The organism is Krasilnikovia sp. MM14-A1004 (assembly GCF_047159485.1).
Lineage (GTDB): Bacteria > Actinomycetota > Actinomycetes > Mycobacteriales > Micromonosporaceae > Actinoplanes.
In genome coordinates this window covers 5,195,097-5,208,610 of record NZ_AP038773.1, presented here as the reverse complement: position 1 = coordinate 5,208,610, position 13,514 = coordinate 5,195,097, and the positions used below count along the sequence as shown (strand labels likewise).

Below are 13,514 nucleotides of genomic sequence, written 5' to 3'. Positions count from 1 at the left end.
CCGGGCCAGCAAGTGTGTGGACTACCCCCAAATGAGGTCGGCGCCCGAGGCCGGCCGCAGCGCAAGAGGTGAGGAGGCATTCGACAGTGAGCGCGACCGCTGGTCAGGCCGCCGACGGCGTACGTAGCCTGGCGGACCGGTTCGGCCTGGAGCCGAGCATGGTGGTCATGGAGATGGGCTACGACGACGACGTCGACGAGGATCTCCGTGAGGCCCTGACCGAACGCGTGGGAGACCTGGTCGACGAGGACACCGACGAGGTGGTCGACGCGGTACTGCTCTGGTATCGCGACGGCGACGGTGACCTGTTCGAGCTGCTCACCGACGCCCTGGGCCCCCTCGCCGACAACGGCGTCGTGTGGCTGCTGACCCCCAAGGCGGGCCGTGACGGCCACGTCGAGCCGAGCGAGATCAGCGAGTCCGCGCCCACCGCGGGCCTGCAGCAGACCTCCACCGTCAACGCGGGCAAGGACTGGACCGCACACCGGCTGGTGTCGCCCCGGGGCGCGAAGAAGAAGTAGCCGCCGCGATGCCCCTCGACATCGGCGCCCGCGCGCCGGACTTCGCCCTCAGGGACCAGAACAACCAGGAGATCAGGCTCGCCGATTTCCACGACCGCAAGGCCGTGTTGCTGGTCTTCTATCCGCTCGCGTTCACCGGCACCTGCCAGGGGGAGCTGGGCGAGATCCAGGCACACCTGCCCGAGTACGCCAACCCGTCCGTCCAGGTGCTCACCGTCAGCGTCGACTCGCCGTACAGCCACAAGGTGTGGGCCGAGCGGGAGGGCTGGGACTTCCCGCTGCTGGCCGACTTCTGGCCGCACGGGGCGGTGGCCCGCGCGTACGGGGTCTTCGATTCCGACCGCGGCCACGCTGAGCGCGGCACCTTCCTGATCGACTCCGCCGGGGTGGTGCGCTTCGCGGAGGTGGGTCAGCCCGGCCAGGCCCGCGACCAGGCGGCCTGGCGGCAGGCCGTCGCGGACCTCGAGGCGGACATCAGGGTACGATGACGGCTCCGGTTCGCCGCGCGACCCGGGCGCGTAGCTCAGTGGGAGAGCACTCGCCTTACAAGCGAGGGGTCGTTGGTTCGAAACCAACCGTGCCCACCGTTCCGACCAGCAGAAACACGCTGCCGACCCCGCCCGTCGGCAGCGTTGGGGACCTGCTGACATCCCAGTTCTGACATCAGTCGGTCGTCCCGAAGGCCTCGCTGAGCCGACGCAGGGCCTCACTCTGCTCGCTCATCCCGTGTGCGCGTAGATCGTCATCGTGACATCGACGTGGGAATGACCGGCGATCGCCTGAGCGGTGTGCGGGTGGGTGGAGGGCGTGGCGCCGAATCGGGAGCGGCAGGGTCACGGCCGGGAAGTGCAGCGGCGGCCCGGCGATCCGGTCGCCGGGCAGAATGGGCGCATGGCAGAGGCAGGCGGGGCCGCACGGCCGCAATCGATGTATGTCGTCCTTCGCGAGGTCGCCGAAGGGTCGTGGCTGCTGGTCGGCGAAGTCGCCCGGCGCCCGGGTCTGCCGGCTCGGCGTGGCCGTGCGCAGGCTGCGGCAGACGCGCTGGGGCGTCCGCCGATGGAGGGCGAACGGCTTGCTGTCATTCCGCGGAGCGAGTGGCGCGTCGGTCTCGATTGGTGAGCGCCGACTCGACAGTCCAGTCGTCACTCATGCCGGTCATTGTGTCGCTGGGCTATGACATCCGCCCTCAGCGGACGGGATCCGGCAGCGGGCGGGATCCGGCAGCGGGCGGGATCCGACCCGGTCGATTCGAGGCCGGCAGCCGAGCGAAATGCCGCCGGACCACCGTCCGAGGTCACGGCCACGGACGGACTATCCTGGCTGCCACTGGATGCGGCAGTCCGGGCTGGCGGATCTCCTGCCGTCGCTGCGGGACACCGTGTGGGTGGGGCTGAGTGCGGGGAGCATGGTGCTGACCCCCCGGATCGGCGGCGACTTCGTCGAATGGACGCCACCCGACGGCAGCGACCGCACCCTCGGGGTCGTCGACTTCTCGATCTTCCCGCACCTGGACGAGGTGCCGGACAACAGCATGGCCGCCGCCGAGCGATGGGCGGCCGAGATCGCGGGTCCGGCGTACGCGATCGACGACCAGACGGCCATCAAGGTGAGCGACGGCGTGGTCGAGGTCGTCTCCGAGGGGCGCTGGAAGCGGTTCGGCTCCTAGCCCATCGGTATCCGCCGACCATCCCGGCCGGAGCGAAACGCCTCCGCTGTCGGCGATCCATCCGGTCCGACCACACTGGACGGAGAGCCCACCGTGGTGCTGCGCCGCAGCCGGAAATCGCGGTCCCCGGGGAGCACAGGATGGTGCTGGTGATCGCACAGCACGCGCACAGGGTCCGTACCTAGCGTCTCGGCCCATGAGAGCCCCCAAGAGATCCAGTGTCGTCGTTTTCCTGGGTTCGGCCGTCCTTGTGCTGGCCGGTGTCGCCGGCTGGTATCTGCGATCGCCGGACAACGATTCCTCGACCGATGCACAGGCAACGGCCACCCTGTCCGGCGGTTTCGAGCTGACCTCCCATGACTACGGTCGCCCGGTCCCGTTGTACGCCTCGATGCTCGGCGTCGAGCCGGACACGTTCCGCCAGGCGTTCAGCGGCGTCCATCCGGACCCCGGTCACGATCCTTCCGGCAGCGAGCAGGAAACGAACAAGGCCGCTCTCCTCGCAGTCCTCGCGCCGCATGACGTCACGAATGAGAAGCTCGACGAGGTGGCCAACTACTACCGGTTCAACGACACCGAGGGCCAGACCTGGCCGCACCGGACGGCCAAGGTGCACGCCATCGTCAAGGACGGCAGGGTCACCGGGTTCCAGCTGGACGACGCCGGCGTCGGCTACACGTACCCGCCGACCGTGTCGGTCAGTGGGCACCCGGAGGTGCGGGCCACGGTGCGTCTGGCCTTCACCAAGGACTTCGCCACCAACGGACACATCGCGTCCGTCGAGCTGACCTCGTGAGATTGACGTAGGTGCGTATCAGGATTGGCGCAGCGTGCGCAGTGCGGTCGTGAACGCGGGCAAGCTGTCGCCGAGGCCGGCGAAGAAGGCCGCGTCGCAGGACTCCACCGCGACCACCGCCTGATTGGCGAGGTCCCGGCCCGCTTCGGTGACGGCCACGGCCCGGGCCCGCCGGTCGGTGGGATGCGCGGGCCGGTGCACCAGGTTGCGGCTTTCCAGCGTACGGAGCACCTGGGAGGTCATCATCGGATCGGTGGCGGCCATGCCGGCGAGGGCTTTCTGGGTCACCGGTCCGGAGGCCTGCAGGTAGGTGAGCGTGGCCAGCAGGACGAACTGCACGTGGGTGATGTCGAACGGCTTCAGTGCCGCCCGCTGTGCGGCCTGCCACCGGTTGGTGACCTGCCACAGGAGCAGGCCGGGGCTGTCGTCGGCACTGTCATGCCGGCTGGCCAGGCTCACGCCGGTACCCGCTGCGGCTGCATGGCGGCGCGAATGCGATCGAAGTCCTCATCGGTGAGTCGTACGAGGCCGCGTCGCAGTCGGGTACCCCAGCCGGGCTGGGCGGTGAGGTCCAGGCTCAGCGTCCGGATCGGTGTCTCGACCACGTCCGGCAGGTAGGTGATCCGGCGCCGCCACGGGTGGAAGGTGCCCTCGTCCGCCTGCCAGATCTCGTCGTCGGCGACCACGCCGAGTGCGGTGAACGCCTGCAGTGGTGCGCCGTCGCGCAGGCTCGTCCGTGGTGAGTAGTAGACGAGCCAGTCACCGGCGGCGAGCCGGGCGAGCCCGTCCCGCTTGCCGTGACCGAGTTGGGCGATGCCCAGCCGAGTGCCGCGCTGGACGTGGTCACGGCAGACCACACCGAGCCAATGGGTCATGCCGACACTCCAGCCGTGCGGGCGGCCGCCTCGAGCCGGGCGAGATCGCCGCTGAGCCCCTTCGCGATGCCCTTGCCGAGCGCGGCGGTCCAGAGGAAGGCGAGGGGACCGGCGATGGTCACCTCGACCGTGACGGTGGTGCTGCCGCTGGAGTCGACGGTCACGAGGTGCTGGAACGTCAGTCGCGCGCCGAGCAGCAGCGAGACGTCGGTGAATTCGCGGCCCGGGACGAGCGAGGTGATGACGAAGCGGGTCGCCGGGCCGCCCTTCGGCTTCAGCTTCCCGGTGGCGCCGGTGCGGAACGGCCCGTCGAGACGCACCCATTCGGTGTCGGTGTTCCACTCCGGCCAGGTGGCCATGTCGGCCCACCGCTCGAAGAAGGCCCGGGCGGGGACGTCGGTGGTGATCTTCGCGCTGGCGATCGTCTTCATGCGGATTAGTATGCGCGCTTAGTATCTGCGAGTCAAGCCGGCGGCGGGCAGGTCGGATCCGGGATTGCCGTGCCGGGCCGGTTCGAGCCGCGAGGACCGCAGCGGGGCGTCCGCTCGGTAGGGATCAGGAGGGGTCGGCGACGACCCGGTTGCGGCCGGAGCGCTTGGCCACGTACAGATTGCGGTCTGCCTGGGCCAGCAGCGCGGACTGCGTGCCGCGCCCGTCGGCGGCCGTGGTGACGCCGATGCTGGCGGTCACCACGAGGTCGCCGGTGACCGGCAGCCAGTCGTGTTCCCCGATGCTCAGACGCAGCAGTTCGCAGCGCCGGATCGCGCTGTGGGCGTCGGTGCCGGGCAGCACCAGCAGGAACTCCTCGCCGCCGAGCCGGGCGGCGACGCCGTCGTCGGCCGCGGCCTGCGTGAGCAGGCGGGCCATCCGTTGGAGTACGGCGTCACCCGTGGCGTGCGACAGGGTGTCGTTGACGCGTTTGAAGTGGTCGAGGTCGATGATGGCCACCGACAGCGGGCTGCGCCGCTCGGCCGCGTGTTCGAGCAGCGGGGTCAGCTGCTCGTCGACGAACCGGCGGTTGTACAGGCCGGTGAGCGCGTCGCGGTAGGCCATCTCGCGGAAGTGCGTGCTCTCGCGGCGCGCCTCCTCGGTCTCGAACACCGCCTGCAGGATCCGGGCGCGCGCCTCCCGCTGGGCGGACTGCAGCGCCTGCATGTCGGCGTAGAAGACCTGGTGTTCCTCGTACGCCTCCCGGTAGCGGCCGGTCGCGGCGTACAGCCGGGACTGTTCCTCCCGGGCCCGGGCCCGGGTCGACGCCAGCCCGCGTGCCTCGCAGTCCGCGACCGTGCGGTCGAGGGTGGCCCGGGCGGCGGTGACGTCTCCGTCGAGCCGCTGCGCCTCGGCGACCGTGAGCAGGCACTCGGCCAGGGTGGTGCCACCGTCCATCAGGTATTCGGCGGCGCCGTCGAGGATGGGGCGCATGGTGGCGACGGCCTCGGCGTACCGGCCACAGGTCAGTTCGACGCGGGCGATCGTGTCCAGGTCGCTGGCGGTGAGCCGGACGCCGTCGCGGTCCTGGAGCACCCGCATCCGCTCGACGAGCTGCTGCGCCTCGCTGAGCCGTCCGGCACCGCATTCGGTATAGGCCATGTTGTTGAGGATCTGCATCGACATCCGGACGTCGCCGGTCGCGGTGGTGATGTCGAGGGCTTCGGCGAACCGTTGGTGTGCCTCGTCCGGTGATCCGTTCTGCTGGAGCATCGCCCCCAGGGTCGACAGGTGCCTGGCCCGCAGCGCGGGGGCGATGCCCGCGCTGGTGAAGGCGACACTCTGGACGGCGTGCGCGAGCGCGTCGGAGTATTCACCGATGTGGAAGTAGAACAGGGAGAGCCCGCGGTGACTGCGCGAGAGGACGTAGGCGTCGTTGTGCTCGGTCGCCCACGCGTGCACCTCGTGGCTGATGCGGGCGGACTCCGTCGCGTCGCCTTCCATGGACAGGATGTCGGCCTGCAGGAGCCGGGCCCGCATCCGCAGGTCCGGGCGCCCGAGCGTGATCGCCAGCTGCTCGGCCTGCTCCACCGCCGCGGCGAGGGCGGGGAACATGGCCGACGGGGTGGTCTCCATCGCCTCGACGGCGGCCGCCAGCCTGACCTCGGCCCGCGGCGTCGACGCGGACAGCTCGGCCAGCGCGCCGATCGGGTCGTCGATCGTTCCTGCCGTGGTCGCCCGCATTCCCATCCCCGCCCGCATGCACCACCGTCGCCCGGCCCGCACGGGCCGGCGTCACGAGACTAGGCCCGGCGGGTTGCGGTGCGACGGCTGTCGGGTTGTCGCGCGGGTGTTCCCCGGGCCGGTACGCGTGGGCTCAGGCGAAGTCGCGATGCTTCAGCTTGGCGCGGCGGCCGTCCGGGTGGTGCCACACGATGCCCTCGTACTGCGGGTGTGCCAGTAGCCAGGTACGCAAACCGGCCAGGTCGCGCGGCACGTCCAGCCGTTCGGCCCCGTCGTGCGGGACGAGTTCGTGGCCCGCCACGCCCTCGGGGTTCCCGTTGATCTTCGGGCCGATCAGCTCGTACGTGCCGGGACTGCGCGTGTTCTGCGCGGCGGACAGGGCCTCGGCGTGGTACTTCGCGTACGCGGACTGCGCGATCGGCTCCCATCCCACGGTCTTGCCCGTGACGTCGTCCGTCATCACGGGGCGGTAGCCGGGCGGCCGGTTCCGGCCGGGGCGTACCTCTCGGCGTGCCCACCAGACGCCGTGCTCGTCGAGCATCACGCAGGTGCCGTCGTACTTCCGGGTGGGGGTGCCCTCGCCGTCCAGGACCCACTGGCAGGCGGGGTTCGCCTCGGGAAGGACGCGCTTGCGGTCATCCGGGTCGCGGAGGAACACCGTGGGGATCTTGTTCATGCGGGCATGATCGCATCGCTGTGAAACGGTTTTCCGCGGCTGGTGACATGGGCTACAGCGGTGCGCCGGGTGCGCGGCCGGGTGGCTATCCTGGAACGGATGCCGCAGATGCGGACATCCCGGACGAGGCGTGTCGTACCCGGCCAGCGAAGACGACCGTGTCGAAGGTGGCGTGGTCATCATGGCGTGGCTGGTACTCATCGTGTCGGGGCTGCTGGAGTCCGTGTGGGCCGTCGCGCTCAGCCGCTCGGGCGGCTTCACCCGCCTGCTTCCCGTACTGATCTTCGTGGGTGCCCTCGCACTCAGCATGATCGGACTGGGGTACGCGCTGCGCACCATTCCGGTCGGCACCGGGTACGCGGTGTGGGTCGGCATCGGGGCGGCGGGCACGGCGACCGCGGGCATGCTCGTACTCGGCGAATCGACGAGCCTGCTGCGCCTGCTCTCCCTGTTCCTGATCGTCGCCGGGGTCGTCGGTCTGAAGGTGTTCCACTGAGCGCCGGCCGTCACGGGCGGAAGCGGTAGCCCATGCCGGGTTCGGTCAGCAGATGCCGGGGACGGGCGGGGTCGGCCTCCAGCTTGCGGCGCAGCCGTGCCATGTACTGGCGCAGATAGTTCGTCTCCGTCTGGTACTGCGGGCCCCACACGTCCTGCAGCAGCGCCCGCTGGCTGACCAGCTTCCCCGGATTGCGCAGCAGGTGTTCGAGCAGTTGCCACTCGGTGGGGGTGAGGCGGACCTCGGCGTCACCGCCGGTCACCGCACGGTTGGCGAGGTCCACGGCGTACCGGCCGAGCATCACCACCGCGGCGCCGTCGCCGACGGGCTGGGCGCGCCGGGTGACGGCCCGGATGCGGGCCAGCAGCTCGTCGACCCCGAACGGCTTGGTGACGTAGTCGTCGGCGCCGGCGTCCAGCGCGGCCACCTTGTCCGTGCTGTCGGCGCGTCCGGACAACACGATGATCGGTACGCCCGTCCAGCCGCGCAGGCCGCGGATGACCTCCGCGCCGTCCATGTCGGGCAGGCCGAGGTCCAGGATCACCAGGTCCGGCGGGTGGTGGACGGCGGTACGCAGGGCCGAGCCGCCGTCGGCCGCGGTGTCGACGTCGTACTGGCGGGCGCGCAGGTTGATGCGCAGCGCCCGGACGATCTGCGGGTCGTCGTCGACCACCAGCACCAGGGTCATGCGTGACCGCCGGCGGGCAGGGTGAGGAGCATGGTGAGTCCGCCGCCGGGTGTCTGTTCCGGAGTCAGGGTGCCGCCCATCGCCTCGGCGAGGCCGCGGGACAGGGCGAGCCCGAGGCCGACCCCTGTCTCGTTGTCGCGGTCGCCGAGGCGCTGGAAGGGCAGGAACACGTCACTCCAGCGATCCGGTGGGATGCCCGGGCCGTGGTCGATGATCCGCAACTGGATGGTGTCGCCGAGCGCGCCGACCGTGACGACGGGCGGCCGGTCCGCCGGGCTGTACCGCAGCGCGTTGGTGATCAGGTTGGCCAGCACCCGTTCGAGCAGGCCCGGGTCGGCGTGCACGGGGGGCAGATCGTCGGGGATGTGCACGGCGACCTCGCGTCCGGACGGTCCCAGGTCGTCCAGGGCGCGCGGTACGACCTCCTCCGCGCCGACGTCGATGGCGGTGAACCCCAGCGCCCCGGCCTGCAGGCGGCTCATGTCGAGCAGGTTCGCCACCAGCCGGTCCAGGCGTTCCAGCGACTCGTCGGCCGTCTCCAGCAGCTCCGCCCGGTCCTGGTCGTCAAAGTGGATCTCCGAGCTACGCAGGCTGTCCACGGCCGCCTTGGCGGAGGCCAGCGGCGTACGCAGATCGTGGCTGACCGCGGCCAGCAGCGCCGAACGCATCCGGTTCGCCTCGGCCAGCGGCTTGGCGGCCGCCGCCTCGGCGGCCAGGCGCTCCTGGCGCAGCGCGACCGCGGCCTGCGCGGCGAACGCCGCCACGATGCGCCGCGCCGGTGCGCCCAGCGGCCGCCCGCGCAACACCATCACCAGGTGCTCGTCGGCCCGCACGACGGCCTCGGCCGCCGGTTGGTTCTCGGCGGAAGCCGGGTCGGATCCGGGCTCGCCGACCTCCGCCACCACCTCGCCGTCCTCCAGCAGGGCCACCGAACGCAGCTCGAAGGTCTCGCGGAGCCGTTCCAGCAGCGCGATCAGCGGCCGCGTCCCGCGCAGCACACTGCCCGCGACCATGGCCAGCGTCCGCGCCTCCTCCGCCGCCTGCGCCGCCTGCCGGGTGCGGCGGGCGGCGGTGTCGACCACCCAGCTCACCGCGAGGGTGATCACGACGAAGACCGTGAGGGCGATCAGGTTGTCCGGCTCGGCGATCGTCAGCCGCCCGACCGGCGCGGTGAAGAACCAGTTGAGCAGCAGGAAGGAGGCGGCCACGGCCAGCAGCGCGGGCCACAGCCCGCCGACCAGCGCGACCGCCACGACGGCGGCCAGGTACAGCAGGATGTCCGTGGTGAGCGACAGCGGCGGGGCCAGGTGCAACACCAGGGTCAGGGCGGGCAGGCCGACCAGGACCGCGGCGAACCCGGCCAGCCGGCGCCGCGGAGATAGCGCGGTCGGCGGCTCCACCCCCGCAATCCTGCCCCAGCCGTGCCCTCAACCCGGGGACCAGCGGTTTCTTGACGCTTTGTTAACGCCGCCGCACCCGGCGGCGGGGCCGTGCGGGTGCCACGATGAGTCGGTCGGCATGACGGGGAGGTTCGATCGATGGCCGTTGCCGAGAAGGCGGCGGGGGCTGGTGCCCCACGGTTGCGGACGTGGCTGATGTCGGGGCTGGCCGACCGTTCGCAACAGCATCAGGGCCCGCACGGCCAGCCGGGCGAGCAGCCGCACACCTGGTGGAAGGTGATGTGCCTGACCGGCGTGGACTACTTCTCCACGCTGGGCTACCAGCCCGGCATCGCGGCGCTCGCCGCCGGGGTGCTGTCCCCGATCGCCACCCTGGTGCTGGTGCTGGTCACGCTGCTCGGGGCGCTGCCGGTGTACCGCCGGGTGGCCGTGGACAGTCCGCACGGCGAGGGTTCCATCGCAATGCTGGTCAAGCTGCTCTCGTTCTGGAAGGGCAAGCTGTTCGTCCTCGTGCTGCTGGGCTTCGCCGCGACCGACTTCATCATCACGATCACCCTGTCCGCGGCGGACGCGACCGCGCACGTCGACGAGAACCCGTTCTGGCCGGACAGCCTGCGCGGCCACGAGGTCATCGTGACGCTGGTGCTGCTGGCCGCGCTCGGGGCGATCTTCCTCAAGGGTTTCACGGAGGCCATCGGCATCGCGGTCGTCCTGGTCGGGGTGTATCTCGCGCTGAACCTGGTGGTCGTGGCGGACGGTCTGTGGCGGGTGGTGACCCACCCGCGGCTCGTGGAGGACTGGACCTCCGCCCTGACCACCCAGCACGGCAATCCGGCGCTGATCGTCGGCATCGCGCTGCTGGTCTTTCCGAAGCTGGCGCTGGGCCTGTCCGGATTCGAGACCGGCGTCGCGGTGATGCCGCACATCAAGGGTGACGAGGGGGACGTGCCGGCCCGTCCGCAGGGGCGGATCCGGGGCGCGAAGAAGCTGCTCACCGTGGCCGCCGGCATCATGAGCGTCTTCCTCATCGCCAGCAGCATCGTGACCACGGTGCTGATCCCGCAGGAGGCCTTCCAGAGTGGCGGGCCCGCGAACGGCCGCGCCCTGGCCTACCTGGCGCACGAATACCTGGGCACCGTCTTCGGCACCGTCTACGACATCTCGACGATCGCGATCCTGTGGTTCGCGGGCGCCTCCGCGATGGCCGGCCTGCTCAACCTGGTCCCGCGCTACCTGCCCCGGTACGGCATGGCCCCGTCCTGGGCGCGGGCGGTGCGCCCGCTGGTGCTGGTGTTCACCGGGACCGCGTTCCTCATCACGTGGATCTTCGACGCGGACGTCGACGCCCAGGGCGGCGCGTACGCCACCGGCGTACTCGTGCTGATCACCTCCGCGGCCACCGCGGTGACCCTGTCCGCGCGTCGCCGGGGGCAGCGGGGGCTGACGGTGGCGTTCGGGATCATCTCGGTCATCTTCGTGTACACGACGATCGCGAACGTGGTCGAGCGCCCCGACGGCGTCAAGATCGCCGGGTGTTTCATCGCGGCCATCCTCGCCGTGTCGCTGATCTCCCGGATCTACCGGGCCTTCGAGCTGCGGGTCACGCACATCGAGACGGACGAGGTCGCCGACCGGTTCCTGCGCGAGTGCGGCCGCCGCCAGATCCGGCTGGTCGCCAACGAGCCGGACAGCCGCGACGCCGCCGAGTACAGCGCGAAGATCGCGCAGATCCTCGCGGACAACGACATGGCCGACGACCGGGACATCGTCTTCGTCGAGGTCACCGTCGTCGACGCCTCCGACTTCGAGACCGAGCTTCAGGTACGCGGTGAGGTGCTGCACCACCGGTACCGGGTGATCACGCTGGAGAGTTCGTCCGTGCCGAGCGCGCTCGGAGCCCTGCTGCTGCACATCCGTGACGTCACCAACCGGCGCCCGCACATCTACTTCGAATGGACAGAGGGCAATCCGGCGGTGAACTTCATCCGCTACCTGATCTTCGGCCAGGGCGAGGTCGCCCCGGTGACCCGGGAGATGCTGCGCCAGGCCGAGCCCGACCGGAACCGGCGCCCCCACGTCCACGTGGGCTGACTCCACAGACGAGCCGCACGGATCGGCCGTCAAGTCACAAACCAGGACTCCTTCGGGTGATTCCGCCGGACGCCTCCGATTCATCAAAATGTGTGCATACACCGTGGGCGGCGGCCTGAGGAGGAACGGTGCGCGCACGACAGGTCCACATTCTCGAGGGCAGCACGTTCGTCGTCAGCGACCCGGCCGGCGACATCGACGCCCGTCCCGACGAACCGGCGGGCCTGTTCTACCGGGACATGCGCCACCTGTCCCGCTGGCAGGTCCGCCTCAACGGCCGCGAGCTGGAGGCGCTGTCCGGCGACGCCGTCGAGTACGACGAGGCGCTGTTCTTCCTCGTCTCGCCCACCGGCTCGCCGTACCGGAACTCGTCGGTGGTGTTGATCCGGGGCCGCCACGTGGGCGACGGGATGCAGGAACACCTGCAGCTCGACAACCACGGCACGGGACCGTTGCGGGCCGAGATCAGCCTGCTGTTCGCGGCGGACTTCGCGGACGTCTTCGAGATCAAGGACCACCTCGCGAAGACGGGCCGCTTCTACCACCGGCTCGAACAGGACCGGGTGGTGCTCGGGTACGAGCGGGCCGACCTGCGCCGGGAGACCACCATCGAGGCGCCCGGTGCGTTCTTCACCGAGTCGTCGCTGGCGTACCGGGTGGAGCTGCAACCCGGCGAGAGCTGGCGGACGGACATCGAGGTGTCCGTGGCGACCGAGCATCTGCGCCCGGTGCCGAAGCTGTCCCACCAGCCCAACATCCCCGGCACCCTGGACGGCTGGCTGGCCGCCGCCCCGCACCTGGAGACGGACTGGCAGGACCTGCACCGCGTGTACCGGCGCAGCCTGGTCGACCTGGCCGCGCTGCGGTTCTTCCCGGAGACCGTGCCGAACTCGTCGCTGCCCGCGGCCGGGCTGCCCTGGTTCATGGCGCTGTTCGGCCGCGACAGCCTGATCGCCAGCTACCAGGCGCTGCCGTTCGCGCCCGAGCTGTGCCGCACCACGCTGCGCGCGCTCGCCGCCCAGCAGGCCGCCGACTTCGACGACTTCCGCGACGCCGAACCGGGCAAGATCCTGCACGAGCTGCGGCACGGGGAGCTGACCCACTTCGCCGAACGCCCGCACTCGCCGTACTACGGCTCCGCGGACAGCACCCCGTTGTTCCTGGTCGTCCTCGACGAGTACGAGCGCTGGACCGGCGACCGGGCCACGGTCCGGGAGCTGGAACCGGCCGCGCGGGCCGCGATGACCTGGATCGAGCAGCACGGCGACCTCGACGGCGACGGATACCTGGAGTACCGCACCCGCAATCCGCGTACCGGCCTGGTGAACCAGTGCTGGAAGGACTCCTGGAACTCGATCGTCCACCCCGACGGGACGCTCGCGGCCGGGCCGCCCGCGGTCTGCGAGATCCAGGGGTACGCGTACGACGCCCGGCGCCGGACGGCCCGGCTGGCCCGCGAGGTGTGGCAGGACCCGGCGTGGGCGGTGCGCCTCGACGCGGATGCGGACGCCCTCGCGCAACGGTTCCACCGCGACTTCTGGGTCGAGGGCATCGGCTGCTACGCCCTGGCGCTGGACGGCGCGAAGGCGCCCGTGCCCACCCTCACCTCGAACGTCGGCCACCTGCTGTGGAGCGGCATCGTCCCGGACTCCCACGCCGAGCGCCTCGTCGCCCAGCTCACCGGCGACCGGCTGTTCTCCGGCTGGGGCATCCGTACGCTGGCCAGCGGGCAGCTCGCCTACAACCCGGTCGAGTACCACAACGGGACGGTCTGGCCGCACGACACCGCCCTGGTCGCCGCGGGCCTGGCCCGGTACGGCTACCGCGAGCAGGCCAGCCGGCTGGCCGTGGCGACGCTGGAGGCGGCCCGCTACTTCGGCGACCGGCTGCCGGAGGTGTTCGTCGGCTACGACCGGCACGTCACCCGGATGCCGGTGGAGTACCCCACCGCCTGCTCCCCGCAGGCCTGGGCCACCGGCACCCCGCTGCTGCTGCTGCGGGTGCTGCTCGGCCTCGACCCGACCCCGGAACGGCTGCTCAGCAAGCCCCATCTGGTGGCGCCGATCGGCTCGCTGGCGCTGCGCGGCCTGCCCGGCCGCTGGGGCCGCCACGAGGTCTACGGCACCCCGTGAC

General features: G+C 71.0%; 12 protein-coding genes, 1 tRNA gene, 2 pseudogenes and 1 riboswitch. Of the genes and pseudogenes, 8 read left to right on the top strand and 7 right to left on the bottom strand.

All coding sequences use genetic code 11. The features are described 5' to 3' along the window. Positions 1-86: 86 nt before the first annotated feature. The 5 genes and pseudogenes from ACMCNN_RS22200 to ACMCNN_RS22180 all read left to right on the top strand — a co-directional run bounded on the left by ACMCNN_RS22200 (position 87) and on the right by ACMCNN_RS22180 (position 2,983). The gene (locus tag ACMCNN_RS22200; RefSeq protein WP_130511328.1) at positions 87-521 is read left to right on the top strand and encodes a DUF3052 domain-containing protein; all 435 of its coding nucleotides are present in this window, start codon (positions 87-89) and stop codon (positions 519-521) included. An 8-nt stretch (positions 522-529) separates the two neighbouring features. Next, positions 530-1,009: a peroxiredoxin gene (locus ACMCNN_RS22195; RefSeq protein ID WP_412742441.1), complete on the top strand. Its 480-nt coding sequence runs from the start codon at positions 530-532 to the stop codon at positions 1,007-1,009. Between the two features lie 24 nt (positions 1,010-1,033). Continuing rightward, positions 1,034-1,105, top strand: a tRNA-Val gene (locus tag ACMCNN_RS22190). Positions 1,106-1,842: 737 nt separating this feature from the next. Next, positions 1,843-2,187: pseudogene (locus ACMCNN_RS22185) on the top strand (Type 1 glutamine amidotransferase-like domain-containing protein); the annotation flags it as partial. 196 nt (positions 2,188-2,383) lie between these two features. Continuing rightward, entirely contained in the window at positions 2,384-2,983 is a 600-nt protein-coding gene (locus ACMCNN_RS22180; RefSeq protein WP_412742440.1) for a hypothetical protein, read from the top strand. Between the two features lie 18 nt (positions 2,984-3,001). Here ACMCNN_RS22180 and ACMCNN_RS22175 read toward each other — a convergent pair whose 3' ends face one another. The 5 genes from ACMCNN_RS22175 to ACMCNN_RS22155 all read right to left on the bottom strand — a co-directional run bounded on the left by ACMCNN_RS22175 (position 3,002) and on the right by ACMCNN_RS22155 (position 6,706). Next, on the bottom strand, positions 3,002-3,442 hold the full coding sequence (locus tag ACMCNN_RS22175; RefSeq protein ID WP_412742439.1) for a MarR family winged helix-turn-helix transcriptional regulator: 441 nt from the start codon (positions 3,440-3,442) through the stop codon (positions 3,002-3,004). Beyond that, positions 3,439-3,858 (bottom strand): EVE domain-containing protein, encoded by a 420-nt coding sequence (locus ACMCNN_RS22170; RefSeq protein WP_412742438.1) that lies wholly within the window; start codon positions 3,856-3,858, stop codon positions 3,439-3,441. The genes ACMCNN_RS22175 and ACMCNN_RS22170 overlap by 4 nt, the downstream gene beginning before the upstream one ends. Beyond that, complete coding sequence (locus tag ACMCNN_RS22165) at positions 3,855-4,289, bottom strand: SRPBCC family protein (protein ID WP_412742437.1); 435 nt, start codon at positions 4,287-4,289, stop codon at positions 3,855-3,857. The genes ACMCNN_RS22170 and ACMCNN_RS22165 overlap by 4 nt, the downstream gene beginning before the upstream one ends. Before the next feature lie 124 nt (positions 4,290-4,413). Beyond that, on the bottom strand, positions 4,414-6,030 hold the full coding sequence (locus ACMCNN_RS22160; protein WP_412742436.1) for a diguanylate cyclase: 1,617 nt from the start codon (positions 6,028-6,030) through the stop codon (positions 4,414-4,416). Between the two features lie 133 nt (positions 6,031-6,163). Then, complete coding sequence (locus ACMCNN_RS22155) at positions 6,164-6,706, bottom strand: hypothetical protein (RefSeq protein WP_412742435.1); 543 nt, start codon at positions 6,704-6,706, stop codon at positions 6,164-6,166. 97 nt (positions 6,707-6,803) lie between these two features. Then, a riboswitch (guanidine-III (ykkC-III) riboswitch) is annotated at positions 6,804-6,866 on the top strand. Between the two features lie 21 nt (positions 6,867-6,887). On the opposite strand from ACMCNN_RS22155, the gene ACMCNN_RS22150 reads away from it, so the two are divergent. Next, complete coding sequence (locus tag ACMCNN_RS22150; protein ID WP_412742434.1) at positions 6,888-7,202, top strand: DMT family transporter; 315 nt, start codon at positions 6,888-6,890, stop codon at positions 7,200-7,202. Between the two features lie 10 nt (positions 7,203-7,212). Here ACMCNN_RS22150 and ACMCNN_RS22145 read toward each other — a convergent pair whose 3' ends face one another. Both ACMCNN_RS22145 and ACMCNN_RS22140 read right to left on the bottom strand, forming a co-directional pair. Then, positions 7,213-7,890 carry a response regulator gene (locus ACMCNN_RS22145; protein WP_412742433.1) on the bottom strand — a complete coding sequence of 226 codons (678 nt, stop codon included), beginning with the start codon at positions 7,888-7,890 and terminating at the stop codon, positions 7,213-7,215. Continuing rightward, positions 7,887-9,311 (bottom strand): annotated as a pseudogene (locus ACMCNN_RS22140) (DUF4118 domain-containing protein); the annotation flags it as partial. The pseudogene ACMCNN_RS22140 and the gene ACMCNN_RS22145, both read right to left, overlap by 4 nt. Positions 9,312-9,428: 117 nt before the next feature. Between ACMCNN_RS22140 and ACMCNN_RS22135 the strand changes: the two are divergent. Together ACMCNN_RS22135 and ACMCNN_RS22130 are read left to right on the top strand one after the other, a co-directional pair. Beyond that, a complete protein-coding gene (locus ACMCNN_RS22135) occupies positions 9,429-11,381 on the top strand; it encodes an amino acid transporter (protein ID WP_412742432.1) in 1,953 nt (650 codons plus the stop codon). Positions 11,382-11,509: 128 nt separating this feature from the next. Beyond that, a complete protein-coding gene (locus ACMCNN_RS22130) occupies positions 11,510-13,513 on the top strand; it encodes a glycogen debranching N-terminal domain-containing protein (RefSeq protein WP_412742431.1) in 2,004 nt (667 codons plus the stop codon). Position 13,514: the final 1 nt, after the last annotated feature.

What these genes read in the sequence shown, in the direction of transcription:
- ACMCNN_RS22180 (WP_412742440.1), top strand. Translation starts at nt 2,384, where the DNA reads ATGAGAGCCCCCAAGAGATCCAGTGTCGTCGTTTTCCTGGGTTCGGCC.
- ACMCNN_RS22150 (WP_412742434.1), top strand. Translation starts at nt 6,888, where the DNA reads ATGGCGTGGCTGGTACTCATCGTGTCGGGGCTGCTGGAGTCCGTGTGG.
- ACMCNN_RS22145 (WP_412742433.1), bottom strand. Translation starts at nt 7,890, where the DNA reads ATGACCCTGGTGCTGGTGGTCGACGACGACCCGCAGATCGTCCGGGCG.
- ACMCNN_RS22155 (WP_412742435.1), bottom strand. Translation starts at nt 6,706, where the DNA reads ATGAACAAGATCCCCACGGTGTTCCTCCGCGACCCGGATGACCGCAAG.
- ACMCNN_RS22170 (WP_412742438.1), bottom strand. Translation starts at nt 3,858, where the DNA reads ATGACCCATTGGCTCGGTGTGGTCTGCCGTGACCACGTCCAGCGCGGC.
- ACMCNN_RS22195 (WP_412742441.1), top strand. Translation starts at nt 530, where the DNA reads ATGCCCCTCGACATCGGCGCCCGCGCGCCGGACTTCGCCCTCAGGGAC.
- ACMCNN_RS22160 (WP_412742436.1), bottom strand. Translation starts at nt 6,030, where the DNA reads ATGCGGGCGACCACGGCAGGAACGATCGACGACCCGATCGGCGCGCTG.
- ACMCNN_RS22165 (WP_412742437.1), bottom strand. Translation starts at nt 4,289, where the DNA reads ATGAAGACGATCGCCAGCGCGAAGATCACCACCGACGTCCCCGCCCGG.
- ACMCNN_RS22135 (WP_412742432.1), top strand. Translation starts at nt 9,429, where the DNA reads ATGGCCGTTGCCGAGAAGGCGGCGGGGGCTGGTGCCCCACGGTTGCGG.